General features: G+C 70.2%; 24 protein-coding genes and 2 pseudogenes. 19 read left to right on the forward strand and 7 right to left on the reverse strand.

Annotated elements, in window-relative coordinates; all coding sequences use genetic code 11:
• Positions 1-23 precede the first annotated feature (23 nt).
• On the forward strand, positions 24-833 hold the full coding sequence (locus tag ACFYRY_RS10350; RefSeq protein ID WP_389142188.1) for a thioesterase family protein: 810 nt from the start codon (positions 24-26) through the stop codon (positions 831-833).
• Between the two features lie 89 nt (positions 834-922).
• Here ACFYRY_RS10350 and ACFYRY_RS10355 read toward each other — a convergent pair whose 3' ends face one another.
• The gene (locus tag ACFYRY_RS10355; RefSeq protein ID WP_389142190.1) at positions 923-4,144 is read right to left on the reverse strand and encodes an NPCBM/NEW2 domain-containing protein; all 3,222 of its coding nucleotides are present in this window, start codon (positions 4,142-4,144) and stop codon (positions 923-925) included.
• Positions 4,145-4,415: 271 nt separating this feature from the next.
• The gene (locus ACFYRY_RS10360; protein ID WP_389142192.1) at positions 4,416-5,000 is read right to left on the reverse strand and encodes a hypothetical protein; all 585 of its coding nucleotides are present in this window, start codon (positions 4,998-5,000) and stop codon (positions 4,416-4,418) included.
• Positions 5,001-5,161: 161 nt separating this feature from the next.
• Here ACFYRY_RS10360 and ACFYRY_RS10365 point away from each other — a divergent pair, with 161 nt between their 5' ends.
• Positions 5,162-5,884, forward strand: coding sequence for an anti-sigma factor family protein (locus ACFYRY_RS10365; protein ID WP_389142194.1), 723 nt, complete (start codon positions 5,162-5,164; stop codon positions 5,882-5,884).
• Positions 5,885-6,004: 120 nt separating this feature from the next.
• Entirely contained in the window at positions 6,005-6,550 is a 546-nt protein-coding gene (locus tag ACFYRY_RS10370; RefSeq protein ID WP_389142196.1) for a hypothetical protein, read from the forward strand.
• Here the strand turns inward: ACFYRY_RS10370 and ACFYRY_RS10375 are convergent.
• Complete coding sequence (locus tag ACFYRY_RS10375) at positions 6,483-7,364, reverse strand: UbiA family prenyltransferase (RefSeq protein ID WP_389142198.1); 882 nt, start codon at positions 7,362-7,364, stop codon at positions 6,483-6,485. The two genes, ACFYRY_RS10370 and ACFYRY_RS10375, sit on opposite strands and share 68 nt — an antisense overlap.
• A 108-nt stretch (positions 7,365-7,472) precedes the next feature.
• Between ACFYRY_RS10375 and ACFYRY_RS10380 the strand changes: the two genes are divergently transcribed.
• The 3 genes from ACFYRY_RS10380 to ACFYRY_RS10390 are packed head-to-tail and all read left to right on the forward strand — an operon-like array spanning position 7,473 to position 10,127.
• Positions 7,473-8,549, forward strand: coding sequence for a type III polyketide synthase (locus ACFYRY_RS10380; protein ID WP_389142200.1), 1,077 nt, complete (start codon positions 7,473-7,475; stop codon positions 8,547-8,549).
• A gap of 7 nt (positions 8,550-8,556) precedes the next feature.
• Complete coding sequence (locus tag ACFYRY_RS10385) at positions 8,557-9,114, forward strand: isoprenylcysteine carboxyl methyltransferase family protein (protein ID WP_389142202.1); 558 nt, start codon at positions 8,557-8,559, stop codon at positions 9,112-9,114.
• The gene (locus ACFYRY_RS10390; RefSeq protein WP_389142204.1) at positions 9,099-10,127 is read left to right on the forward strand and encodes an NAD(P)/FAD-dependent oxidoreductase; all 1,029 of its coding nucleotides are present in this window, start codon (positions 9,099-9,101) and stop codon (positions 10,125-10,127) included. The genes ACFYRY_RS10385 and ACFYRY_RS10390 overlap by 16 nt, the downstream gene beginning before the upstream one ends.
• Before the next feature lie 68 nt (positions 10,128-10,195).
• Here the strand turns inward: ACFYRY_RS10390 and ACFYRY_RS10395 are convergent, their stop codons facing one another.
• Positions 10,196-10,480, reverse strand: coding sequence for an SHOCT domain-containing protein (locus ACFYRY_RS10395; protein WP_389142206.1), 285 nt, complete (start codon positions 10,478-10,480; stop codon positions 10,196-10,198).
• A 288-nt stretch (positions 10,481-10,768) separates the two neighbouring features.
• Between ACFYRY_RS10395 and ACFYRY_RS10400 the strand changes: the two genes are divergently transcribed.
• The 10 genes and pseudogenes from ACFYRY_RS10400 to ACFYRY_RS10445 all read left to right on the forward strand — a co-directional run bounded on the left by ACFYRY_RS10400 (position 10,769) and on the right by ACFYRY_RS10445 (position 18,665).
• Positions 10,769-11,212, forward strand: coding sequence for a hypothetical protein (locus tag ACFYRY_RS10400; RefSeq protein ID WP_389142208.1), 444 nt, complete (start codon positions 10,769-10,771; stop codon positions 11,210-11,212).
• A 197-nt stretch (positions 11,213-11,409) separates the two neighbouring features.
• Positions 11,410-12,249 (forward strand): SDR family oxidoreductase, encoded by an 840-nt coding sequence (locus tag ACFYRY_RS10405; protein WP_389142210.1) that lies wholly within the window; start codon positions 11,410-11,412, stop codon positions 12,247-12,249.
• 51 nt (positions 12,250-12,300) lie between these two features.
• Positions 12,301-13,752: a cytochrome ubiquinol oxidase subunit I gene (locus tag ACFYRY_RS10410; RefSeq protein WP_389142212.1), complete on the forward strand. Its 1,452-nt coding sequence runs from the start codon at positions 12,301-12,303 to the stop codon at positions 13,750-13,752.
• Positions 13,749-14,798, forward strand: coding sequence for a cytochrome d ubiquinol oxidase subunit II (locus ACFYRY_RS10415; RefSeq protein WP_389142214.1), 1,050 nt, complete (start codon positions 13,749-13,751; stop codon positions 14,796-14,798). The genes ACFYRY_RS10410 and ACFYRY_RS10415 overlap by 4 nt, the downstream gene beginning before the upstream one ends.
• A complete protein-coding gene (locus ACFYRY_RS10420; RefSeq protein ID WP_389142216.1) occupies positions 14,795-15,343 on the forward strand; it encodes a gluconokinase in 549 nt (182 codons plus the stop codon). The genes ACFYRY_RS10415 and ACFYRY_RS10420 overlap by 4 nt, the downstream gene beginning before the upstream one ends.
• A gap of 49 nt (positions 15,344-15,392) precedes the next feature.
• On the forward strand, positions 15,393-15,881 hold the full coding sequence (locus ACFYRY_RS10425; RefSeq protein ID WP_389142218.1) for a hypothetical protein: 489 nt from the start codon (positions 15,393-15,395) through the stop codon (positions 15,879-15,881).
• A 64-nt stretch (positions 15,882-15,945) separates the two neighbouring features.
• Positions 15,946-17,169, forward strand: coding sequence for an RNA-guided endonuclease InsQ/TnpB family protein (locus ACFYRY_RS10430; RefSeq protein ID WP_389142220.1), 1,224 nt, complete (start codon positions 15,946-15,948; stop codon positions 17,167-17,169).
• 60 nt (positions 17,170-17,229) lie between these two features.
• Positions 17,230-17,328 (forward strand): annotated as a pseudogene (locus ACFYRY_RS10435) (RHS repeat-associated core domain-containing protein); the annotation flags it as partial.
• 118 nt (positions 17,329-17,446) lie between these two features.
• On the forward strand, positions 17,447-17,611 hold the full coding sequence (locus ACFYRY_RS10440; protein ID WP_389142222.1) for a hypothetical protein: 165 nt from the start codon (positions 17,447-17,449) through the stop codon (positions 17,609-17,611).
• A gap of 505 nt (positions 17,612-18,116) precedes the next feature.
• Entirely contained in the window at positions 18,117-18,665 is a 549-nt protein-coding gene (locus ACFYRY_RS10445; protein ID WP_389143711.1) for an RHS repeat-associated core domain-containing protein, read from the forward strand.
• Between the two features lie 516 nt (positions 18,666-19,181).
• Here the strand turns inward: ACFYRY_RS10445 and ACFYRY_RS10450 are convergent.
• Positions 19,182-19,400 (reverse strand): hypothetical protein, encoded by a 219-nt coding sequence (locus ACFYRY_RS10450; protein ID WP_389142224.1) that lies wholly within the window; start codon positions 19,398-19,400, stop codon positions 19,182-19,184.
• Positions 19,401-19,861: 461 nt separating this feature from the next.
• Here ACFYRY_RS10450 and ACFYRY_RS10455 point away from each other — a divergent pair.
• A pseudogene (locus ACFYRY_RS10455) lies at positions 19,862-20,008 on the forward strand (VOC family protein); the annotation flags it as partial.
• A 51-nt stretch (positions 20,009-20,059) separates the two neighbouring features.
• On the opposite strand, the gene ACFYRY_RS10460 reads toward ACFYRY_RS10455, so the two are convergent.
• Positions 20,060-20,491, reverse strand: coding sequence for a DUF6325 family protein (locus ACFYRY_RS10460; RefSeq protein ID WP_389142226.1), 432 nt, complete (start codon positions 20,489-20,491; stop codon positions 20,060-20,062).
• Positions 20,492-20,714: 223 nt separating this feature from the next.
• Between ACFYRY_RS10460 and ACFYRY_RS10465 the strand changes: the two genes are divergently transcribed.
• Positions 20,715-22,100 (forward strand): hypothetical protein, encoded by a 1,386-nt coding sequence (locus ACFYRY_RS10465; protein ID WP_389142228.1) that lies wholly within the window; start codon positions 20,715-20,717, stop codon positions 22,098-22,100.
• Here ACFYRY_RS10465 and ACFYRY_RS10470 read toward each other — a convergent pair.
• Entirely contained in the window at positions 22,084-23,046 is a 963-nt protein-coding gene (locus tag ACFYRY_RS10470; RefSeq protein WP_389142230.1) for a DUF389 domain-containing protein, read from the reverse strand. The two genes, ACFYRY_RS10465 and ACFYRY_RS10470, sit on opposite strands and share 17 nt — an antisense overlap.
• 128 nt (positions 23,047-23,174) lie before the next feature.
• On the opposite strand from ACFYRY_RS10470, the gene ACFYRY_RS10475 reads away from it, so the two are divergent.
• Positions 23,175-24,107, forward strand: coding sequence for a cyclase family protein (locus ACFYRY_RS10475; RefSeq protein ID WP_389142232.1), 933 nt, complete (start codon positions 23,175-23,177; stop codon positions 24,105-24,107).
• Positions 24,108-24,279: the final 172 nt, after the last annotated feature.

Genomic DNA, 24,279 nt, shown 5'->3' on the forward strand with positions numbered 1-24,279 from the left:
ATCCACCCGAGGAGAAACGTCCGTTGAACACCGGCACCCAACCCGCCTCCGGCAGCTACTACGAGCGCGTCGACGAGCACCACTACAAGCCGACGGTCCACGCGGGCGGCGCCTGGGACCCGGACGAACAGCACTTCAGCCCGCTCGGCGGCCTCGTCGTCCACGCCATCGACCGTCATCTGGCCGCGCGGCCGGGCAACGGCCTGGCCCTGGCCCGGATCAGCTACGACATCCTGGGCCGTCTCGCCCTCGACGAGTGTGAGATCCGGGTGGAGAGTGTCCGCCCCGGCCGCACCATCGAGTTGCTCGAAGCCGTGGTGCTCATAGCCGGCCGCCCGGTGGTCCGGGCCCGCGCCTGGCTCCTCGCCACCCTCGACACCGCCACCGTCGCCGGCGGCCCCGACGACCGGCTCGGCGGTCCCGAGGCGCTCACTCCGTGGCCGATGACGCAGGTGTGGCCCGGCGGGTACATCGCCTCTCTGGACGTCCGCCCGCTCGCACCGCCCCAGCCCGGCCGAACGACCGCCTGGGTCTCCACCCGCTTCGACCTCGTCGCCGGCGAGTGCGCCAGTCCACTCGCGTCCTACGTCGCCCTCGTCGACACCGCCAACGGCATCGCCGCACGACAGCCGCCCACCGCCTGGATGTTCCCCAACGTCGACCTGACTCTGCACCTCCACCGCCAGCCCGAGGGCCGGTGGACAGGCCTGGACACCACGGTCACCTTCGGCCCCACCGGCCAAGGCCTCACCAGCACCGTCCTGCACGACGTCAACGGCCCGGTCGGACACGCCCAGCAGATCCTCACGGTCCGGCCCATGCCTCCCCACTGAACGCGCGCCGACAGTCCCGCCGACCCGACACATGCCGAACGGGCGGCGCCGTGACGGCCGCCGCCCGCTCGGGGTCGTTCCGCTCCTCCCTATCCCGTGCAGGTGAGCCGGGCGTCGGCCCAGTCCGCGTGGTCGTGGGCGTTGCCGTCGCCGCTGTCCGAGACCGCGAGGTCCAGCTGCTGGGCACCTGACACGTCGACGTCCAGCGACAGGGGCTGTGAGGTGCCGGTGAGGACGGGGGTCGTGGTCAGGGTCCGGCCGTCCGCGGTCACCGAGAAGGTGACCGAGCCGTACGGGGCGACCTCGTCGTCGATGCCGACGGTGGCGGTGAACTTGCTGCAGTTGCCGCCGAGGAAGAACGCCACGTCGCTGTTGGCGTGCGTGCCGAGGCCCTTGTCGTGGACGGTGCCGCGGATCGTGATCGGCAGTCCGTCGCCTGCCGCCTGCTCACCGTTGGAGGTGTCCCGTTCCACCGGGCCCCAGCCGTTGCTGCTGGAGACGAACGACAGGTCGCTCAGATAGGGACTCCCGGTGGGCGGCGGGATCGGCACCTCGGTCTTGGCGGTGCCGTACGTCCAGTGCTGCACCCCGTCGCGGACGTAGGTGGCGAGCGGTGTGAAGGTCTCGGACACCGGGGTGGCGGGGGCCGTGGGCGCGGTGACCGTCCAGCTCGCCGTGACCGAGTGCCCCGGGGTGACCTTCGAGAAGGTCACCGGTGTGGTGGCGGCGACCGTCCAGCCGTCGGGAGCGCCGGGCCGCAGGGTGATGCCGGTGGCCGCGTCGCCCGACGAGGGGACGGAGAACGTGGTCTTGAGGGTCGCCGACTCGCCTCGGTGGATCGTCGCCGGCAGGTCCGCGGCGAGGGTCGCCGGGGCAGGGGCGGCCTGCTTCACGGGGGTGACGCTGAGGTTGTCGAACTCGTCGGTCTGGTAGCCGACCACGCCGATGCCGACCTGCCCGGAGGCGTACGCGGAGTCGTCCACCGCGCCGACCGGCTTGCCGTCGACGCTCGCGGTGATCGTGGTGCCGCTGAAACTCAGGCCCAGGGTGTGCCAGTGCTTGGTGCCGAGGGCCCGGGTGGTGCCGTCGGCGAGGGTGGTCAGCCGGCCACTGGTGTCGCTCTTGACGATCGACCACTTACCGGTGTCGGAGACCCGCAGGAAGTAGCCCGCCTGGTGGGACTGCGGCCGCTGCTGTTCGCCCGCCCGGCCGAGGAGCTCGACCGTGCCGGGCTGCTCCAGGTAGACGTCCGAACTGACCGTGTAGTTCTTCCAGTCGGTGTCGCCGAGGAGCGCGAACGCGTCGCTGTCGTCCTGCCACTCGATGGGCTGCTGTGCGGCCATCTGCCGCACGCACTGGCCGGAGCGTCCGCCCCCGCACGGCGCGGTCTCGAAGGAACCCTGCATGTCGGACAGGTACTTCGCCTCCCGCCCGGGGGTGTTCTGCTCGAAGGAGTCCTTGTAGGGGAGTGCGAGGTGACCCTTCGGCGGACTGACGGCGGTGCCCTTGCCCTGGCCGGTGGTGGTGGTCAGGGAGTAGACGTATCCGGGCTTGAGGGTGACCGAGAAGTGCCCGTCCTGGGGGGTCACGTCATCGGTGTGCACGAAACCGCCGGAGGTGTTGCCGGACGTCAGGTCGGTGGCCCAGATGTGCACCGTGCCGGTCGGCAGTCCGCCGCTGACCGTGAAGTCGGCGGTCTGGGCGCTGCTCGCGGTGGAGGTCTCCAGGATGGTGCTGTACGCCGAGTTGTCCGGCGCCTTCAGGGTGACGTAGCTGCCGTTGACCCGGTCCCCGCCGAGGTATCCGCTCGCCTTGTCGACGAACGTCCAGCCCGGCTTGGTGACTTGGGTGACCTGGGCCGTCGTCCAGAGGCTGGTGCCGAGGTCGTACGCCCCGGACCACGGCTGGTTCGCCACCGCGAGGCCGACCGTGTCGTACGGCAGGTTGGGGTAGATCGCGGCCAGCAGCGGCCAGTTGAGGTACGCGGTGAACTTGCCGTCGAGGTAGCCGCGGGTGATGGAGCGGATCAGGGCGCCGGCGCCGGTGTTCTCGTCCAGGGAGCCGTTCTCGCTGGCCCACAGGGGTTTGCCGGTGGCCTGGGCGTTGGCCGAGCTGGGGCAGGTGTTGGCGCTGCCGCCGTCGCCGCCCTCACAGGGGTAGTGGACGCCGACGACGTCGACCGCCTTGGCGAAGTCCTGGTCGTTGACGATGTCGTCCGCGACGTCCAGGCCCGAGTCGGCCCCGACGATCCGCACCGGGAGATGCTTGGCGGCGAGGGTCGCGTGCAGCTTCTCGTACCAGGGGATGTCGTAGCCGCGTTCGTTCCAGCCGCCCAGGTAGTCGATGTCCAGGCCGTGCTGGCGGGCGCAGCCCAGCCAGCTGGTCAGGTAGTCGATCATGTCCTGGGACCAGAAGTCGCCGCCGCCCGCGGAGTTGGAGGTGTTGCCGATCCAGCCGGGGGCGCCCCAGGCCAGGCCGTACAGCTTGATGTGCGGGTTGCGCTTCTTGGCCTGCTCCATCAGCCACCACTCGTAGCCGCTGTCGCAGTGCACGGTCCCCTTGGTGTGCTCGATGCTGGGCTCGGACCCGTCGGTGGAGTTGGTGTCGCCGCCGATCTCCACCTTGAGCATCTGCAGGGCGGCGCCGTAGCCCGGCTTGAAGAGGTAGTCCAGGATGCGGCTGCGCTGCGGCTCGGGGTAGTTGATGAGCAGCCGGGAGTTGCCTCCGCCGCCGCTGATGGCGCCGATGCCGTCGAAGGTGCGGCCGGTGCCGGCGCCGTCCACCGCGATGTCGGTGTCGCCGGGAACGGGTGCCTCACCGACGAAGTCGACCCGGTCGACGGTCACCGCGGTGCCACTGGAGGCGGCGTTCTTGCGGCCGGTCGAGGTGAGCGTGAAGGTGTGCGGGCCGTCGGACAGCGTGGGGCTGGTCCACACGGCGGCGTCCCCGGTGCGGGCGGCGCTGTAGAGGTCGACGTCGACGGGGGTGCCGCCGTCGACGGAGACGGCGGCGATGCCATGACCGGGGTCGGTGATCGCGTGGAAGGTGAGCTGGGTGCCGGTGAAGGCGAAGTCGACCGAGTCGCCGGTGGTCTCGGTCCAACTGTTCGTGCCCTCATAGGGGTTGGCGGGCGCGCCCTCGCCGCTCGCGTGACCCCAGCCGGAACCGTGGTAGTCGAACTGGTCCCGGCCGCTGCCCTGGACGGAGTCGTCCACAGTGACGGTGGTGGCGGCGGTGGTGTCTGCGGCGGGTGCCTCGTCGGCCCCGGCTCTGGCCGTGGCCGACATCAGCAGGACGGCGGCGAAGACCACGCTGCCCAGTCTGGTTGCACGACTCCATGGGGCTTGGGACATGCGCTCTCCCGGTGATGCAAGGGGAATGGAGGGAACAGCTCCGCGCACAGTGCTACAGGGGCTCACGCAGTCGGACAATGGTTCAGACAGAATTCAACAGAAGATTGCATCGCGCTCAGGCCGACAGGGTCTGTTCCGTCGCTGCGCACGAGACGGCCCAGCCCTACGTCTTCGGGTGACGTGCTCTCACCTCCCCCGCGTAGGGCGAACAGCGACTCGATCGCGGCGGTCAGTAGCCGTTGCCTCCCGAGTCACTCGGGGACGTGCTCGGTGCGGTGCCGGTGATCGGGGTGCCGCCGGGGCTGACCACGTACCAGGCGCCGCCGAAGGCCGTGCTGCCCTGGCCCTCGAGGTCGCCGGGCTTCTCGTCCTGGGCGAAGCGGTAGAGGGGGTGCCCGTTGTAGGTGACCTGGGTGGTGTGGTCGCTCCGGGGGGCGGTGCCGACCATGGCGGCGTGCAGGCCGTGGGCGCTGGGGTGTCCGCTGGTGGTGTCGGGCGGCCAGGCATGGGCGCAGGTGCCGTAGCAGTGCGAGGTGGTACCGCTGTCGGCCTCGAACAGGTACAGGGTCCGGCCGGATCCGTCGACGAGGATCGGGCCGAGGGGGGAGCTGTGTGCCCGCAGGGCGACGGATCCGCTGGTGGCGGGTGCCGAGCTGCTGGACGGAGCCGATGAGCTGCCGCTGTAGGAGCTTCCGCATCCGGCGGCGAAGGCCGCGAGGGCGGTCGCGGTCACGGCGATGATGGCGGCGCGGTTCATGACGTCCTTCTTTCCGCTGGAACCCCCTGCCGCGAGGGTGCGGTAGGGCTGGTCCACCGGCCCACCATTGGGTGAGTCTGTAGTCAGATACGTTGGTTAGTCCTAGTTTGTTCAACTTGGGCTGTCATTCGGTGGGGCTGTCATTCGGTTCGGTAGGGCTGTCATTCGGTCCGGTGGGGCTGTCATCCGGTAGGGGGCGGAGGTGAGGTGACGACGCGATGGCGTGTCGCGAGAACCTCGCTCTCGGCGCCTACCTGCTGGGGGCCCTGGAGCAGGCGGAACGCGCGGCGGTGGAGCGCCATGTGGCCCACTGCGCGGACTGCCGCGCCGAGCTGATGGAACTGGCGCCGCTGGTCGGGCTCCTGCAACCGCTGCGCGACGAGGAACTGCGGAGGGCGGAGCGCGCCGCGCAGGCCGCCTCGTCGACCGGTCCGGCCGGTGACTCCGCGGCCCGCACTGCCGCGGACCGCTACACCCCGGTCGCGGTGCCCGAGCGGATCGGTACGGCTCGGGCCGTGTCCCGCGTGGTGCGGCGCGCGAGGGTCCGCCGGGCCCTGATCGCCTGCGCGCTCGCGGTCGCGGCCGCCGCTTCGGGCGTCGGCGTCTACCTGGGTACGCAGGACCCGCACCCCGCGGCGGTCCCGTCGGCGGTCACGGTCTCCACCGTCGACCCGACCACCCACGTCACCGCGTCCGCCGCGCTCACCCCGGACCTGACCGGCACGTCGATCCGGCTCCGTCTGTCGGGGCTGCCCCCGGCCGACTGCCGCGTGGTGGTGCACGCCCGCGACGGTCACACCGAGACGGCCGCCAGCTGGACGTCCGGCTATGCCTCCGCGGTCAGTGTCCCGGGATCGTCCTCGGTGGGCGTGCGGGACATCGCCCGCATGGACGTCGTCACCAGCTCGGGTCGGCTCCTCGTGGAGCTACGGCCCCGGTGAACGGGACCTGCTCGAAAAGCGAGGCGGCCGCCCCACTCAAAAAGGTCGACATATCGATGAACAGCCAGGTGTCCTGACACGTACCCCTGATAGGGGGCCCGGACAGCGGAGGAGGCGTCGATGACAGCCCTCGGACCCCACACGGACACCTCGCCCCAGCTGCGTCGGACCCCCGCCTTGAACATCTGCCTGTGGCTGCTTCGCCTGCTCACCGCAGCCGGTCTCGCAGTGGACGCCTATGTGCACGCCGACCTCGCCGCGACCTACGACCCGGTCAGCCGGACGGTCGGCCAGGGCGACCTGTTCCGCGTCGAGGCCGGCGCCGCGGCACTGGCCGCCCTGCTACTGGTCCTCTTCGGCACCCGGCCCCTCGTATGGGCGTACGCGCTGCTGGTCGCCGCCGCCGGTCTCGGCGCGGTGCTGCTCTACCAGTACGTCGACGTCGGCCCCCTGGGACCGCTGCCCGACATGTACGAGCCCCTCTGGTACCCGGAGAAGACCGCGTCCGCGGTCGCCGAGGGGGTGGCCGCGCTCACCGCCGCGGCGGGGCTGATCCTCGCCGTCCGCCGACGCGCACGACGGCGACTTCCCGGCACGCCTACGCCAGACGCGCGCCGCGGAGCAGCAGAAGGGCGACATCGCCGGCGGCCAGGCCCAGGCAGATGAGGAAGGGGGCCCGGCTCCGCCCGGCCGGCCACAGGGCGACGGTGAGCGAGAGCGCGCAGGTCACCGCGAGCCCGGCTCGCGCGGGGATGCCCACGGGTCCCGCGGGGCCGAGGACCAGCACGGCCGACCCCGCGGCCAGGGCCGCCGCCGCCAGTGTCCGCGCGCCGCGGTGGCCACCGCGTTGCGGCAGGCCGCGGATGCCCGCCGCGAGGTCGTCGTCGATGTCCGGCAGGACGTTCGCGGCGTGGGCGCCCACCCCCAGCAGCGCGGCGCCGGCCGACGCCCACCAGTGCGGCCACGGGGCCCCCGGCAGCGAGAGGGTGACGAACGCGGGCAGCAGACCGAAGGCGACCGCGTACGGCAGCCACGACCAGAGAGTGCGCTTGGCGCCGAGGTTGTAGCCCCAGGCCGCGGCGACGCCGACCAGATGCGCGCTTCCCGCCTGCCACCCGTTCGCGAGGGAGAGCGGCACACAGGCCGCGAGGGCGCAGCCCGCCGCGATGGTCACCGCCCACGCGGAGACCACGCCACTCGCCAGTGGCTTGTCGCGACGGGTCGCGGCCAGGTCCCGGTCGGCGTCGATCAGGTCGTTGCTCCAGCCCACCGACAGCTGCCCGGTGAGCACCGCCGCCGCGATCAGCGCCGTACCCGCGCCGCCCCGCCCGGACGCGGCGGCCAGCGCGGTGACCACCACGGTCACCGCCGCCGAGGGTGCGGGATGAGCGGCCGACAGCAGCCCGAGCGCGAGCCCGGGCCCGCGGCGGCGGGGCTCCGCCCGGGCCGGGGTCGTCGCGGGAACTCCGACGCTGCGCACGCCCGCATGCTAGGCCCGGCGGGCTCGCACCCTCCGTCGCCACACACGCGAAATGCCGGTGATGTGAACTAAGCGAGGATTCCTCATGGTCATCTTTATTCTTGCCGGATGACGCGTATCGCCGCTGTTGACGGAGTGCTCCCGGCCCACCGCTACCACCAGCGCGAGATCACCGACGCGTTCGCGGCGATGCGCCGTCCCGGAGCCGGCGCCCCGGAGCGCGACCGGGGCATGCTGGACCGCCTGCACGCCGCGGCCGGTGTCCGCACCCGGCATCTCGCCCTGCCCCTGGAGCGGTACGCCCAGCTGGACGGCTTCGGCCAGGCCAACGACCTGTTCATCGAGGAGGGCCTGCGGCTCGGCGAGCAGGCCCTGCGAACCGCGCTGGACCAGGCCGGACTGAGCCCGCACGACGTGGACCTCGTCTTCGCCACCTCGGTCACCGGAATCGCGGCCCCGTCACTGGAGGCCAGACTGGCCGGGCGCCTGGGGCTGCGGCCCGACGTGAAGCGCGTGCCGGTGTTCGGCCTGGGCTGCGCGGCCGGAGCCGCCGGGCTGGCCCGGGTCCACGACTACCTGCGGGGCCACCCGGACCAGGTCGCGGTGCTGCTCTCGGTCGAGTTGTGCTCCCTCACCCTGCAGCGCGGTGACATCTCCACGCAGAGCATGGTGGCCGGTGCGCTCTTCGGTGACGGGGCCGCAGCCCTGGTCGCCGTCGGCCAAAACCACCCCCGCCACCAGGAGTACGCCGGACCCGAGGTGGTGGCCACCCGCAGCCGCCTGTACCCCGGCACCGAGGGCGCCCTCGGCTGGGACATCCGCGACGGCGGCTTCGGGATCGTCCTCGGCGCCGAACTGCCGGAACTGGTCCGGCTCCACGTGGGCGAGGAGGTGCGCTCCTTCCTGTCCGGGCACGATCTCAAGCCCGACGACATCACCGGCTGGGTCTGCCACCCCGGGGGCCCCAAGGTGCTGGAGGCGCTCCAGGAGACACTCGGCCTCGGCACCGACGCGATGGAGCCGGCCTGGCGCTCCCTCGCCGAGGTCGGCAACCTCTCCTCCGCCTCCGTCCTGCACATCCTGCGCGACACCCTGGACCGGCGCCCGCCCCCGCCCGGCAGCCCCGGCCTGATGGTGGCGCTCGGGCCGGGCATCAGTTCCGAACTCGTGCTCCTGCGCTGGTAGGTGAGGGATGACCGCTTACACCGTGCTGATCCTGCTGGTGGCCGCCGAGCGGATCGCCGAACTCGTCGTCGCACGCCGCAACGCCTCCTGGAGCCGCGCGCGCGGCGGCGTGGCGTACGGGGACGGCCACTACCCGGTGATGGTCGCCCTGCACACCGGACTGCTGGTCGGCTGCCTCGCCGAGACCCAGCTCGCCCCGGTGCCCTTCCAGCCGCTCCTTGGCTGGCCGATGCTGGCGCTCACGCTCGGCGCGCAGGCACTGCGCTGGTGGTGCATCAGCACCCTCGGGCCGCGCTGGAACACCCGCGTCATCGTCGTGCCCGGCCTGCCGCTGGTCAGCGCCGGACCCTACCGGCTGCTGCGCCACCCCAACTACGTCGCCGTGGTCGTGGAGGGACTCGCCCTGCCGCTGGTCCACGGGGCCTGGCTGACCGCCACCGCCTTCACCCTGCTCAACCTGCCCCTCCTGGCCGTCCGGCTGCGCTGCGAGAACGCGGCCCTGGCACAGTCCGCCCCATCCGCGGCCGCCACGGCCTGCACGGACCCGACGTGCTCGACCTGCTGATCGTCGGCGGTGGCCCCGCCGGACTCGCCACCGCGATCCACGCCGCCCGCGCCGGACTCGACGTGGCCGTCGCCGAACCCCGGCCGACGCCGGTCGACAAGGCCTGCGGCGAAGGGCTGATGCCGGGCGCGGTGCGGGCCCTCGCCGACCTGGGCGTCGCCCCGCCCGGGCACCCGCTGCGCGGCATCCGGTACCTCACCGCCGAGGGAGACGCCGGGCACGCCGAGGCCGGCTTCCGGCACGGACCGGGCCTGGGCGTGCGGCGGACGGACCTGCACGCGGCGCTGGCCCGGCGGGCGGCGGAGCTGGGCGTCCCCGTGCACCCGGTCAAGATCGACGCGGCGACGGTCCGGCAGCACGCCGACCACGTCACCGCGGCCGGGCTGAGGGCCCGCTACCTCGCCGCCGCCGACGGCCTGCACTCGCCCCTCCGCCGACACCTCGGCCTGGGCCTGCCCGACCCGCGCCCACCCCGCTACGGGCTGCGCAGACACTTCGCCCTCCGGCCCTGGACCGACCACGTCGAGGTGCACTGGTCCGCGCGAGCCGAGGCCTACGTCACCCCGCTGGGGCCGCAGCTGCTCGGCGTGGCCATCCTGACCGGGGAACGGGCACCGTTCGACATGCAGCTCACGAGTTTCCCCTCGCTGGCCGCCCGCCTGCCCACGGGCGCCTCCACGGCCGTACGCGGCGCCGGACCGCTGCGGCAACGGGTCCGCGTCCGGGTGACCGGACGGGTCCTGCTGGTCGGTGATGCCGCGGGCTACGTCGACGCTCTCACCGGCGAAGGCATCTCCCTGGCCCTGACCGGCGCCGCCCAGCTCGTCCGCTGCGTGCGCGAGGACCGGCCCCTGGCGTACGAACACGCCTGGCGCCGGGCCTCACGGCGGCACCGCCTGCTCACCGAGACCCTGGTACGCCTGCGCGCCCGCCCCGGGGCCGCCCATCTGATCGTCCCCGCCGCCGTACGCCTGCCCTCCCTGTTCACCGGGCTGGTCAACGGCCTGGCGTGAAGCACGCCCGGCGGGCACGTTCCGCACCGCGCCGGTCGGCAGCCGCGTCAGGAGCTTCGTCAGCCGCGTCAGGAGCTGAGGATCCGGCTCTTCTGGGTCTCGAACTCGGCCTCGGTGAGGACCCCCTGAGACTTGAGCTCACCGAGTTGCTTCAGCTGATCGATCTTGCTGCTCATGTCGTCGGACGGCGGGGCGGCAGCGGGCTCGGAGTACCGCACCTGCTGCTGCGGGGCCTCTTGGGAGGCCTGCTCGGCCCATCGACCCTGCTGGCGGCGGGACACCCGGTTGGACACGGCGGTCGCTGTACCGGCCACCACGGCTGTGCGGGCGACCCCGCGGATCAGACCTGGCACGGCGGTTTCCTTTCTCGCGGGAGAGCGGGGAGCGGGTGCCGGGAGAGGGGGTCGGAAAGGCGCGAGAGACAAACAGCTCTCCGACACGACCCGCAATTCCCGGGCACACCGGACCCTCCCATTGCATCACCGGGGGACTTTCCCCGCACCTCGGCCCCGGAGCTGTCCCGCGTAATTGTCGGTGTTCTGCCGGGCCGCGATTCTCGTGCCAAGCTGATGTGTGGGCCGTCGGCCGCTACAGAAACCACAGTGGCGCGATCGGCTGGGTCTATGTGGGAGGAGCCCGAAATGACCACGACCGGAATGCACCGTGGCGGTGCCGGCAGTAGCACTGAAGGGGCGTGGGTGGCCGGCTGGACCGCCTTCGCCGGGGTCATGATGATCTTCAGTGGGGTCATGGCGATATTCCAGGGAATTGCCGCCATAGCCCATGACAACGACGTTTTCGTTCTCACCAACGACTACGCCTACAACTTCAACCTGACGAGCTGGGGCTGGATCCACCTCGTCCTCGGCGTCCTGGTGCTTCTCGCCGGTGTCGCCGTGTTCGGTGGGCGGACGTGGGCACGGGTGGTCGGAATCGCCCTGGCAGGCCTGGCGATGATCGCCAACTTCATGTGGCTGCCGTACCAGCCCGTGTGGTCCATCGTGCTGATCGCCCTGGACGCCTTCGTCATCTGGGCGCTGTGCATCGGACCACGCGGAACGGGCCGGGAGACTCGCCTCGATTAGGGCCCGCCCTGTTCGACCGCGCCGTTGTGAATCCGTCGTACGGGGATTGCGCCGTTCGGCGCGGGACGGCACCCCGAGTGACTGACCGAGGACGCGCCACCATGCCGTACTGACTCACCTGTGTTTTCGTGGTCGGGCGGATCCGAGTTCTCCACGAGTTCCGCGATGTCCGCATCGGCACTCACAGGGAGACACGAGTGGAAACCAGCGGCAGTGACGGTCGGCAGCCCCCCGCGTTCCAGCTCCTCAAGGGCCAGAAGGCACTGGTGACGGGTGCGAATTCCGGTATCGGAAAAGCCACCGCGATCGGTCTCGGACGGGTCGGCGCCGATGTGGTGGTGAATTACGTGGCAGGGCGGGACGCCGCGGAAGAGGTGGTGCGCGAGATCGAGGCCTTCGGTGTCCGTGCCTACGCACACGAGGCGGACGTGTCACAGGAGGACCAGGTCGTCGACATGGTGTCCCGGATGGTCAAGGAGTTCGGGACCATCGACGTCATGGTGGCCAACGCGGGGCTCCAGCGCGACGCCGCCATCACCGAGATGACCGTGGACCAGTGGCACAAGGTGCTGGACGTCAATCTGACCGGACAGTTCCTGTGCGCCCGCGAGGCCGCCAAGGAGTTCATGCGGCGCGGTGTCGTCCCGGAGGTCTCCCGGTCCGCGGGGAAGATCATCTGCATGAGTTCGGTCCACCAGATCATTCCCTGGGCGGGCCACGCGAACTACGCGGCGTCCAAGGGCGGCGTGCAGATGCTGATGACGACCCTCGCCCAGGAACTCGCGCCGCACGGGATCCGGGTCAACGCCGTCGCCCCCGGGGCGATCCGCACCCCCATCAACCGCAGCGCCTGGGACACCCCCGAGGCCGAGGCCGACCTGCTGCGACTGGTGCCCTACCGCCGTGTCGGCGACCCCGACGACATCGCGAACGCGGTCGCCGCACTGGCGTCCGACCTCTTCGACTACGTCGTGGGGACCACGCTCTACGTGGACGGCGGCATGACGCTGTTCCCCGGGTTCGCCACGGGTGGCTGACCCCCGCTTCCCCGCCGCCCGCAGCCATCCGGTTCGAGCCCCGAGGCCCATGTGAACAGCGCGATCGACCACTTCCTGGCGGACGGCCCCGCCCAGCTCCTGCCCGCCCGGGAGCTGATGGCCTTCACCCTGGGCTCCCACATCCTGCTCGTGCCGTTCGGTGTGGCCCTGCCCGCCATCACCCTCCTGATGCACTACCGCGGACTGCGCCAAGGCGACGCCGTGGCCCTCCTGCTCGCCCGGCGCTGGTCGGCGGTGATGGCCGTCCAGTTCGCCATCGGGATCGTCACCGGCACGGTGCTCTCCTTCGAGTTCGGTCTGCTGTGGCCGGGCATGATGGGCCGGTGGGGCGACGTCTTCGGCCTCGGCTTCGGAATCGAGGCGTGGGCGTTCTTCCTCGAGGCGATCCTCATCGCGATCTACCTGTACGGCTGGCGGCGGCTCAAGCCGTGGACGCACTTCTGGCTCGGAGCGCCCCTGCCGCTCGCCGCCCTCATGGGCGCTTTCGGCATCCTGGCCGCGAACGCCTGGATGAACACCCCGCGCGGCTTCACGCTCGACCGGTTCGGCAACCCCGTGGACGTCGACGTGCGGCAGGCGGTCTTCACGCCGATGTTCGGACCGGAGTACTGGCACTTCGTGGTCGGCGTGGTCCTGACCGCCGGGTACGTGGTCGCCGGGGTGTACGCGGTCGGCTGGCTGCGGGGCCGCCGGGACCGTTACCACCGGCTCGGCTTCACCGTGCCGTTCTCGGTCGCCGCGATTCTCACGCCCGTGCAGTTCGTGCTCGGCGACTCGATCGCCCGCTCCGTCTTCCACAAGCAGCCCGTCAAGTTCGCGGCCACCGAGATCGTCTGGAAGACCGACACCCATGTGCCGGAGTACCTGTTCGGGCGCCTGCACTCCGACGGTTCGATCTCCGGCGGGATCAGAATCCCCCAACTGGACTCGATCCTCGCGGGGTTCAGCCCCGGCACCAAGGTGACCGGACTGACGTCGGTCCCCGCGAGCGACCGCCCGACGGCGACTCAGGCCACCATCGCGCACTGGGCGTTCGACATCATGGTGAGCATCGGAAGCCTGCTCGTGCTGCTCGCGCTCTGGTACGGCTGGTGCAGGCTGCGTCGCCATGACCTGCCCAGGTCGCCGTGGTTCTTCCGGTGCGCCGCACTCGCCGGGGCCGCCTGTCTGCTGACCGTGGAGTGCGGCTGGATCACCACCGAGGTGGGCCGCCAGCCCTGGATCGTCTACCAGCACATGCGGGTCTCGGAGGCGGTGACGGACACCCGGGCGGGGTCCCTGTGGGCGATGTTCGGCGTCGTCGTGGTGGTCTACGTACTCGTCCTCGGTTCCTTCCTGACCATCCTGCTGAAGATGAGCAGCCGATGGCGGCGGGCCGACGAGGACGCCCTCCGCGGAGCCGCCACCGAGGACCTGGAGGGCGACACGCCCTACGGGCCCCGCCCGTTGTCCACGACCGGCGGGGAGGAGGGGCGCCGATGATCGCGGACGTCGTCGCGTGGGTGCTGCTGGCCGCGGTGGCCGCCTACGCCTGCGCCGGCGGCACGGACTACGGCGCCGGGTTCTGGGACCTCTTCGCGGGCGGCGCCGAACGCGGCAGACGGCCCCGGTGGCTCATCGACCACGCCATGGCGCCGGTGTGGGAGACCAACAACGTCTGGCTCATCTTCGTCCTGGTCATCATGTGGACCGGCTTCCCGGTGCTGTTCCAGACGGTCTTCACGGCCATGTGGCTGCCGCTGGCGCTCGCGGCCGTGGGACTCGTCCTGCGCGGCGCCGGCTTCGCTCTGCGCAAACCCACCAGCCGTCTCGCCCGGCGCAGGATCTATGGCGCCTTGTTCGCCGTCTCCTCGCTGCTGACACCCTTCTTCCTCGGAGCGGCGGTCGGGGGACTCGCGACCGGCCGGGTGACTCCCGGCACCAAGGCGTCCGCCGACGCCTGGTCCAACGGGACCTCCGTGATCGCCGGGCTGCTGACCATCGCCGCGACCGCGTTCCTCGGAGCGGTGTTCCTCAGTGCCGACGCCCGCCGCTTCGACGCCGCCGACCTCGTCGGCTACTTCCGGCTGCGGGCCTGGTGCAGCCTCGTCGTCATCGCCGTACTGGCACTCGTCGGCCTCGCCGTGACCCACGACGACGCGCGGTACGTCTACGACGGGCTGACCAGCGGAAGCGGTCTCGCCCTCGTCCTGGCCGCCGCCGCCTGCGCGGTGGTCACCGCGGGGCTGCTGTACCGGGGGGTGGCCGGGTGGGCCCGGTACACCGCGGTCGGCAGTGTGGCTCTCGTCGTCGTGGCGTGGGGGCTCGCCCAGCGGCCCTATCTCATCCCCACCTCGCTGACCGTGTCCGAGGCGGCCGGCGCGTCGACGACCTTGCGCTGGCTGATGCTGGTCACCCTGGTCGCGGTGCTGCTCGTCGGGCCCCCGCTGATCCTGCTCTACCGGCTGGACACCCGCGGGATCCTGGAGCCCCTGGCCGAGGCGGATCTGCGGCAGACGTCGGCCGGCCGGGAACCCGAGAGCCGGTGACCGGGGCCAGGGACGGCCAAGGCCCGCCGATCGTGCTGGTCCTGGGCGTGTCCGGTTCCGGGAAGACCACCGTCGGCAAGGCCGTCGCCGAGCTGCTCGGACTGCCGTTCGTCGAGGGCGACGACTTCCACCCCGCCGCGAACGTCGCCAAGATGAGCGCCGGTCAGCCACTGGACGACGCCGACCGCGGGCCCTGGTTGCGTGCCCTCGCCGACCGTATCCGTCACTCCGTCGAGGCCGGCGAAGGTCTGGTGGTCGCCTGTTCGGCCCTCAGACGCGTCTACCGCGACCGGCTTCGCGCGGCCGCCCGCTCCCGGCTGTGGTGCCTGTACCTGGCCCTGGACCGGGACACGGCGTGGCACCGGGTCTCCCGGCGCACCGGTCACTTCATGCCCGCGCGGCTGGTCGACTCGCAGTTCGACACGCTGGAGCCCCTGGAACCGGACGAGCCCGGCATGACCCTGGACGCCACCGCCGACCTCCCGACGCAGCTCACCCGCGTCCGGGCCGCCGTCGGCCGCTCCGGCGAGCACCCGTCCCGCTGAGCGGCCGATCAAACAACCTCGTGTGCCCAGGGGTTACGCGAGCATTCATGTGAGGCAAGTCAGTACTGGAGGCAAGAACGGCAACGCCACCACCATCGCCTACTCCGGCGCGTTCACCTCGAAGGTCACCGCCGCCTCCGGCCGCACCCTGACCTTCGCCAACGACGGCAAGCAGATCACCAAATCACCGACAACACCGGCCGGTCCGCCACCTACACGTGGGTCCGGGGACGATCTGAAGACGTTCACCGACACCGACGGCAAGACCACCGTCTTCGACTACGACACCTCGCACCGCATGACGAAGGTGACCACCCCAGAGGGCCGCGAGACCCGCTTCACCTGGGACACCAACCGGCTCGCCTCGATCACCCGCGTCGTCGACAAGACCGCCGGAACCGGTGCCACCACCGCCTTCCGCTACCGGACATCATTCGCAGTGCTCCGCCTTCAGGCCGGGGGTGAAGCGAATCGTGTGGCTGCGACGCGGAGTGTCGCGGTCTCGTTCCGGCGGAGCCGGACGCGGCGCGCTTCGTGACGGTGACGGATCGTGCACATGTTCCCGGTGACGACGTGGGTTCGACTTACCTAGTGTGATGGTCATGCAGCTCCGGTACGCCTTCCGCGTGTACCCCGACGCCGCTCAGCAGGCCGCGCTGGCCAGGGCGTTCGGGTGTGCCCGCGTCGTGTTCAACGACGCCGTGCGTGCCCGCGAGGACGCCCGTAAGGCCGGGCGGCCGTTCCCGACGGCCGGGCAGCTGTCCACCTGCCTGATCACAGAAGCGAAACGGACGCCGGAACGGTCCTGGCTGGGTGAGGTGTCGGCCGTCGTCCTGCAGCAGTCCCTGCGGGACGCCGAGAGGGCGTACCGCAACTTCTTCGCCTCCCTCAAGGGTGCGCGGAAGGGCCCGAGAATGAGCCGGCCCCGGTTCAAGTCCCGCAAGGACGCCCGGCAGTCGATCCGGTTCACCGCCAACGCCCGCTGGAACATCACCGACAGCGGCCGTCTGAACCTGCCGAAGATCGGCGCGGTGAAGGTGAAATGGTCCCGCACCCTGCCCGCCACCCCCACCTCCGTCACCGTCATCAAAGACGCCGCAGGCCGGTTTTTTGCCTCCTTCGTCATCGACACCGACCCTGCCGCCGACGCGGCCCGGATGTCGGAGACCGACGGCAGCATCGGTATCGATCTCGGCCTCACCCACTTCGCGGTCCTCTCCGACGGCACGAAGATCGACTCCCCCCGCTTCCTTCGGCGCGCGGAGAAGAAACTGAAGAAGGCCCAGCAGGATCTGTCCCGCAAACAGAAGGGATCCAAGAACCGGGCCAAGGCCCGCCTCAAGGTCGCCCGCGCCCACGCCAAAGTCGCTGACGCACGCCGCGAGTTCCACCACCAGCTCTCCACGAAGCTGATTACCGAGAACCAAGGGATCGCCGTGGAGGACCTGTCGGTGGCGGCACTGGCCCGCACCAGGCTGGCCAAGTCCGTGCACGACGCCGGATGGTCATCGTTCATCAGCATGCTCCAGTACAAGGCGGAGCGGTACGGACGCACCCTGGTGAAGATCGGCCGGTTCGAGTCGACCTCCCAGACCTGCTCCACCTGTGGGATCAAGGACGGGCCCAAACCCCTGAACGTCCGGGAATGGACCTGTAGCGCCTGCGGCACCGTCCACGACCGGGACACCAACGCCGCGATCAACGTGAAGACGGCCGCCGGACTGGCGGTGACGGCCTGCGGAGCGCCGGTAAGACCAGGAGCAATCCCGGCACAGCGCGAAGAAACAGGAAGCCACGGATTCCCGACCCAACCCCGTGCCGCGTAGCGGCACAGAAACGGTCGGCAAGGCCAGAATCCTCGGGCTTCAGCCCGAGGAGCAAGTCAATACGACCCCCAACTCGGCCGCTTCACCCAGCCCGACCCCTCCGGCAAGGAGAGCAACCTCTACGCCTACGCCGCCGGCGACCCCACCAACAACGTCGACCCGCAAGGGTTGTCCTTCTTCGACGCGGTGGGCAAGGGATTCGACATCTATGACATAGGGAGCATGGCCAAGGACATCGACGAGCAACTACACGGACGCTCTCGCCACGGGAGTCGGAATGGCGGCCGACGCCACCGCGGAGGCCGGCTGCGGAGCGGTAGCCGCCGCCGTCAGCGCACCGACCGCAGGAGTGGGCGGACTGGCGGTCGGCGCCACCTGCTTCGGAGTTGGGTACGCAGCCGGTGAGTTCGGTGAGAAGGCTGCCAGCAGCGTCCTCAATTGATGGCGGGGCCACTCGTGAGAATAGGAGCTAAGGGAGCAGGGCAGGGAACCCCTAGCTTCTGGATCATCGCAATCATCCTTGTCGTGATTGTCGGGGGGCCTTCCTGGTGAGTAAGGCGCGTAAGAGGTAGCGCCTGTCTTCTCTCGGCTCCCCGCCGGGTCTTGGCACGGTTCACCGCCGGTCCGGACCCGGCTCTCAAGCTCTGAGTGTTCAGCCGCACGGCCGAAGGCGATGACTGGTGTCCGACGCCAATTCCGCTAGTGCCACATCGGGAGTACTTGCGAACACCCGCCCTGACGGCTCCGGCAGCGCTTCGGCGTACACCTACGAAGGATCGAACAACAATGACTCCCTCACGCACGGTAGCTTGACGTTCACCACCGCTGCGACCGGGACGACGCGTGAGAACGCCACCGGTTTCGTCCGCGAACCTTCGGGCACCTTGACCGCCATGACCTCCGGCGGGGCAAGCCAGTACTAGCTCACCGACGTCCAGGGCAGCGTCATCGACCTCGTCGACGCCGGCGGCAAGCGCACCGCCACCTACAGCTACGGCCCCTACGGCGAGGCCCGCACCACCACCGGCACCGACCAGCCCTACCGCTACACCGGCACCTACCTCGACCCGTCGGGCTTGTGCAAGACGGGTGCCCGCTACGACCCCCAACTCGGCCGCTTCACCCAGCACGACCCGTCGGGCAAGGAGAGCAACCTCTACGCCTATGCGGCCGGAGACCCCATCAACCACAGCGATCAGAGCGGTCTTCTGTCTTTTGACATAGGTGGAGAGGGATGCTTCTGGCTGTGCATCGGCGGCGGAGTAAGCATCAATGAAGACGGAAGCCTGCACCCGTATGTGCAGTTCGGCGCCGGCACTCCCGGACTCAGTGCCGATGCCAGCTTGGCGTCTGGCTCTGCAGACAGCGGCTGGACAGGCGAGGTGTCTTGTGGCGTCGGCCCGGCGGAACTCTCCGTTGCCACGGACGGATCCGAGGGAGTAGGAACGGGAGGAAGCTCGGGCAAATGCTCTGCATCGGCAAAGTACACATGGTGAAAAATAGACGGAGGGCGCAGTGACCCCACTATTGTTTCTTGCGAACAACCGCCCAGATGGGCCGTCCTGGTCACCTTTCCTTGCAATTGGAATGGTTGTCCTGTTCGGTATCGGTGCATTTGTTCTCTACGCGAGAAGCCGCCGCCGCAAATAAATCTCGCAGGGAGACGGCTGTATGCGCATTCTAGTCGGAATCATCATCGCGGTTATGGGCGTTGCCATTGCGCTTCTGGGGCCACGGTTCGGGAGAGAAGTTGGCTCACGGCCAGGGCGTCGCTTTGAAGCGTCGAACTCGCTTGCATTTCGTCTTGTTGGTGCGGCGATGTTGATTTTGGGGATCGTGTACGCCGCCGGGTGGTCAAGCTAGGATAAATTTACCGCCCGCATTTGGGCGCTTCGTCTGAAATTTGACAAGGCGCCCAAATTATCGCCTCCCTGGGAACACCACCGGTTTCGTCCGCGAAACCTCGGGCCTCGCAGCGGGGGCGGTCACGTTGGTGGCGCTCGCCTGACACGCTACTCATGCTTCTGCCTGTATCGCTCACCAGCCCGAAACGCTCTGGCCCGCATATGCCCGACCACCCACCACCACAGCAGAATCACCGGCGCGCAGAGCAGGGACAGCAGCATCGCCTTGCCCAGAGGGTGATTTAAGCCAAGCCGCAGATACAGCACGCCGACTATGTACAGACCGAGCGCGATGAAGACGTACTTCAGAGACTTCGTCTGGGTCATGAAACGCAACTACCCCTGTCTGCACAAGACATGGCAGGGTCACCCCCGGGAACCGGCAGTCCGGGAAGTAGAGGCGCGGTCGTTCCCTCAATATTGGTGCGACCGAGACACGATAGTGGTGGGCCTCAAAGCCAACATGGGGTGAGGCCCACCGCATCTCCCTCGTACCGGGCGATTGCAGCGCTGCGTCTGCCGCCCCTGAGGAGAGGGGCGAGCGGACTCGGACAGGTAGGTGCAGGTAAATTGTGGCAGCTAGCAGACGGTTATGGAGAGGGGTCCTGGATACCCGAAGGTTGGGAACTGTTCGTATTTCTCGGATCCATGACCGTGGTGGCAATCATCGTCGTTTGTCGCGCGTCGGCGCAAAAAATGAGGCCGAAGAATGAGAGAAGTTTCGGGAGGGCTGGTGAGAATCGTTGCCTTCAGGCGTGGTTGTCGGGGGTAGGAGCAAGGGCCTTGCGGTGACCACGCTGCTCGGCCTCGGTGCCGTCACGATCAATGTGGGCCAGGGCTCAGACCGGAACTAGGTGGTCATGGCCGACCCCGAGGGCAACGAGTTCGACGTCCTACGCACCCTGGCACCGCCGCACCACCAGCCTGGGGAGTAGAGACGCGGACGTTCCCGGTGGCGCCACCACACCCGCGCCGGTGGTTGCCCACTACGCCCGCGGCTGACCCGGATCCGTGGCGTCCAGCGCGGCCAGGACGGCCGGTACCGGGATGCGCCCGGAGGCGACAAGTTGCGCGCCGCCGTGGCGCAGGGCGGTGGCGAAGGGCGCGGCCCACAGGTTCTCGTAGACCAGGATCCCGGCGGAGTTGCCGGGTTCCAGGGCGGCCGCCGCCTCCTCGATGTCGTCCTGGCCCAGCAGGCCGGACCGGGCGCCCTCGAAGACGGCCAGGTCCAGAGCGCCGTCGCCGGTGAGATCGGCGATCTCCAGGCCGACCACGGATCCGTCCTGCTCCTTTCTGACGAACAGCAGATCGAGGATCCGAATGAGGCCGCGGTCCACCAGGTCGACCAGGAGCGGAAATCCCTCGCCGGTCATCCGGTTGCCGGGAAATTCGACGACCAGGTAGTCGATCGGTCCCATTGCGGCGGTCTCATCGTTCACGGCATCGTTCACGGCATCGCTCACAGCGTCACCCCTCGGCGGTCATGACATGAAAATCCCCCTGCCTCAGAATTCCATTGCATCACCGGACGCGAGCCGCCGCACCTCAGTGCGGTGACCGACCCGGAGGACCGACCCGAAAGACCGACCCGAAAGGCCCGGCCAGGTCGCGGGGCCGGATCCGCGCGGGTCTCCTGTGACCATGAGCAGCACACCCCCACCGGGCCCGGACGAGCCCCCCGAGGGCCCGCCCGGCGACCGGCCGTCCGGCTCGGCGCGGAAGCGCGACGGGCCGGACGAGCTGGACGAGCTGCGGCACCGGGTGTGGGCCCTGGAGAGCACCGAGCGGGCGCCGGCCACGCGGCACCACTGGTTCCGGTCGACGGGGTCCGCCCTGCTGATCCTCCTCGCCGCGCTGCTGTCACTGCTGGCCGTCGTCGCGGTCTGGGCGAACAGCATCGTGCGGGACACCGACCGCTACGTCGCCACCGTCGGGCCGCTGGCGAGCAACCCGGACGTGCAGAAGGCGGTCACCAACCGGGTCACCACGGCGGTCCTGGCGCAGATCGACGTGGAGGCACTGGTCAAGGAGCTGGAGAAGCTGGCGTCCCAGCAGGGCGCCCCGCCGAAGGCCGCCGCCCTGTTGGGCAACCTGAAGGGCCCGATCACCAGCGGACTGACGAGCCTGGTCAGCGACACCGTCGAGCGGGTGGTCTCCAGCAACGCCTTCGACACCCTCTGGGTGGACGCGAACCGCAGGGCCCACAGCGCGCTCGACGAGGCCCTCACCGGCGAGTCCGACTCCGTGGTGTCCGTCGAGAACGGCAAGGTCGCCATCGACGTCGGACCGATCGTCGCCGAGGTCAAGGACCGGCTGGTCAGCGCCGGGTTCGCACCGGCAGCCGCCATCCCGGCCGTGCACACCGAGTTCGTGGTTTTCGCCTCGAAGGACGTCGGCGAGATCAAGTGGTACCTGAGGGTGCTGGAGATCGTCGGCAGCTGGCTGCCCCTCATCGCCGTACTGATCGCCGCCGCGGGCGTCTACCTGGCCGTGCACCGCCGCCGGGCCCTGATCGGGGCCGCCCTGGCGGTGTTCGCCGCGATGCTGGTGCTGGGCATCACCCTCAGCGTCCTGCGGTCCGTCTACCTCGACCATCTGCCCGCCGGGACGTCCGAGGCCGCCGCCGGCGCGGTGTACGACGCGCTGGTGAAGTTCCTGCGCGCGGGCGTACGAGTGGTGGCCGCGGTGGCTCTGGTGACGGCCGCGGGCGCCTTCCTGGTCGGCCCGTCCCGGGGCGCCGTCCTCACCCGTACGGGCTGCCGCAAGTCCGTCGGCGCCCTACGCGACGTCTCCGTGTCGGCGGGATTGAGGCTGGGCCCGGTCGGCCGGTTCGTCCACCGCTACAAGCAGTGGATCGGCGGCGTGATCCTGGTGGTCGCCGCGATCGTGCTGTTCACCTGGACCTACCCGACCGTGGCGGTCGTGGTGTGGACGCTGGTGATCGTGCTGGTCGCCTTCGCGATCCGCGAGTTCCTGGACAGCGACGACACCCCCGACCAGCCGTCCGCCGCTACGCCGACCGCCTGACCGCGCGCCCCTGCCGGCGTGCGCTCACCCGGCGCCAGATCGCCCGCTGGCACCTGAGCGTGCCGGTGCCGACCAGGATCAGTACGACGATGTTGAGCAGCAGTTGGAGCAGCGAACCCCGGGCCTCGTCCCAGCTGGCGAACGCCACCGAGACCCCGATGTCGGCCGCCGCCGGAATGGTCGTCACCGAGATGAAGACGCCGAGCAGCGCGCTCGTGCGGGCCTCGGCCAGCGAGACGATGCCGACGATCCCCGCCAGCACCGCCACCACGGCGGAGAAGAAGTTCGGGGTGTTGATCAGATTCGAGACGGGCCTCAGCCCCAGTTCGAAGGCCTCCGGCTGGAGTCCGAAACCCCGCACGAGGAGAGCGAAGAGGAAGGTCGCGGCGACGGCCAGCGAGAACCCCACCAGCAGTGCCATGAGGCCCTGCCGGACACTCGGCCAGGCGCGCTGGTCGATACCGAGCGCGATGCTGGTGATGGCCCCGTACTCCGGTCCGACCACCATGGCCGCGACGATGAGGATCTGCGAGTTGGTGATGATGCCCACCGCGCCGATGAGCCCGGCGATGACCAGGAAGAGATAGAAGCTCGGGGGGTATCTGCCCCCGGACCGGATCCGGGCCTCCACCTGCTCCCACACGGGCGCACGCAACCGGGCCCCGAGCTCCTCGGCCCCGGTCCGGGCCGCACGCTCGGAGAACACCGTGTCCACCGGATCGAGGACGACGGAGCCACGGTGTTCCAGCCCGAGGTCCCGCAGCCCGCCCAGCACCTCGTTCGCGGCTCCGGTCAGCACGTCGCACTCGATCGCGTCACCGTCGGGATTGCGTACGGTGCCCGTGTGCAGGAGCAGGTTCAGGACGCACGGCTCGGCACCCAACAGGGCCATGGCGCGGTCCGTGAGGTCCGGCGGGCACACCGCCCGGACATGGATCATGTCCATCCGGACCTCCGCGGATCGGTGCGGTGCGCCGGCCGGTCGCCCCGGCAGTCGCCCATCCATTAACGAGGCGGCCCCCGGACCCGGCAACTCGGCGTGCGAGGACCCGGCGACTGCCGCAGGGTGGGGGCATGTGGTCGCCCAGCGAGCTGAGCGAGGCCGACTTCCGGCACCTCCACCGTCATCTGCGCGCCAAGGCCCCCGGCGGTGCCTCGCGCCGCGGCGCCCTGGCCAGGATCACCGGGGAACAGGTGCTGGCGGCCGTCCGCGAGGTGCGGACGGGACGTACGGTGTCGCTCGCCGCGCCCGTCGACACCCGTGGCGGCCCCGACAACGCCGACCCGGCCCGGCACCGGCTCACCGCTCCGGCTGACGGGCATCCCGGTTCCAGGGGCCTGGAATTCGCCCGGGACCGGTTCGCCATGAATGTCCACGGCGATGTGGACAGTCACCTCGACGCGCTGTGCCACGTCGTCTACGACGGCACCCTGCACGGCGGCCTGCCGGCGGCGGACGCGCTGTCGCCGGACGGCGCGAGTGCCCTCTCCGTCGACCTGGCGAGTGACGGCATCGTCGGGCGCGGGGTCCTCCTCGACATCCCCCGGCTGCACGGTGTTCCCTGGCTCGAACCCGGAACACCCGTGAAGACCGAGGACCTCGTCGCCGCGGAGGCGCGGCAGGGGGTCCGGGTCGGCCGGGGCGACATCCTCCTGGTACGGGTCGGACACCGCCGACGGCGGGAGGAACTGGGGCCCTGGGACGTCGCCGGCGCGCGGGCCGGACTCCATCCGACCGCCCTGGAGTTCCTGGCCGAACGGCAGGTGGCCGTGCTCGGCGGCGACGGCAACAACGACACGGCACCCAGCGCGGTACCGGGGGTCGCGTTCCCGGTGCATGTGCTCGCCGTGCACGCGATGGGACTGCATCTGCTGGACTACCTGCGGTTCGAGGACCTCGCGCCGCTCTGCGCCGAGGCAGGCCGCTGGTCCTTCCTCTGCGTGATCGCGCCGCTCCGCCTGCCCAAGGCGACCGGCTCCCCGGTCAACCCCCTCGCGATCCTGTGACACCCGGCCACTCGGCCACCCGGTCGGCCACCCGAACAGCCCAACTCGCCGGAACCAGCGCCCGGGGATACGTTGGGGATCGGGCCTGATGCGCCCATTTCAATCTTCTCGACCCTTTCAGGCTTTCTGGATTTTCAACCCCTTTTCAACGGATTCAACGGATTCAACGGAT

The sequence above is a fragment of the Streptomyces sp. NPDC005263 genome (assembly GCF_042872365.1).
GTDB lineage: Bacteria > Actinomycetota > Actinomycetes > Streptomycetales > Streptomycetaceae > Streptomyces.

Excerpts from the sequence above, each read along its gene's own strand:
- ACFYRY_RS10365 (WP_389142194.1), top strand. The coding sequence starts at position 5,162 with ATGGCGTGTCGCGAGAACCTCGCTCTCGGCGCCTACCTGCTGGGGGCC.
- ACFYRY_RS10370 (WP_389142196.1), top strand. The coding sequence starts at position 6,005 with ATGACAGCCCTCGGACCCCACACGGACACCTCGCCCCAGCTGCGTCGG.
- ACFYRY_RS10380 (WP_389142200.1), top strand. The coding sequence starts at position 7,473 with ATGACGCGTATCGCCGCTGTTGACGGAGTGCTCCCGGCCCACCGCTAC.
- ACFYRY_RS10385 (WP_389142202.1), top strand. The coding sequence starts at position 8,557 with ATGACCGCTTACACCGTGCTGATCCTGCTGGTGGCCGCCGAGCGGATC.
- ACFYRY_RS10400 (WP_389142208.1), top strand. The coding sequence starts at position 10,769 with ATGACCACGACCGGAATGCACCGTGGCGGTGCCGGCAGTAGCACTGAA.
- ACFYRY_RS10415 (WP_389142214.1), top strand. The coding sequence starts at position 13,749 with ATGATCGCGGACGTCGTCGCGTGGGTGCTGCTGGCCGCGGTGGCCGCC.
- ACFYRY_RS10430 (WP_389142220.1), top strand. The coding sequence starts at position 15,946 with ATGCAGCTCCGGTACGCCTTCCGCGTGTACCCCGACGCCGCTCAGCAG.
- ACFYRY_RS10440 (WP_389142222.1), top strand. The coding sequence starts at position 17,447 with ATGGCGGCCGACGCCACCGCGGAGGCCGGCTGCGGAGCGGTAGCCGCC.
- ACFYRY_RS10450 (WP_389142224.1), bottom strand. The coding sequence starts at position 19,400 with ATGACCCAGACGAAGTCTCTGAAGTACGTCTTCATCGCGCTCGGTCTG.
- ACFYRY_RS10460 (WP_389142226.1), bottom strand. The coding sequence starts at position 20,491 with ATGGGACCGATCGACTACCTGGTCGTCGAATTTCCCGGCAACCGGATG.
- ACFYRY_RS10465 (WP_389142228.1), top strand. The coding sequence starts at position 20,715 with ATGAGCAGCACACCCCCACCGGGCCCGGACGAGCCCCCCGAGGGCCCG.
- ACFYRY_RS10470 (WP_389142230.1), bottom strand. The coding sequence starts at position 23,046 with ATGGACATGATCCATGTCCGGGCGGTGTGCCCGCCGGACCTCACGGAC.
- ACFYRY_RS10475 (WP_389142232.1), top strand. The coding sequence starts at position 23,175 with ATGTGGTCGCCCAGCGAGCTGAGCGAGGCCGACTTCCGGCACCTCCAC.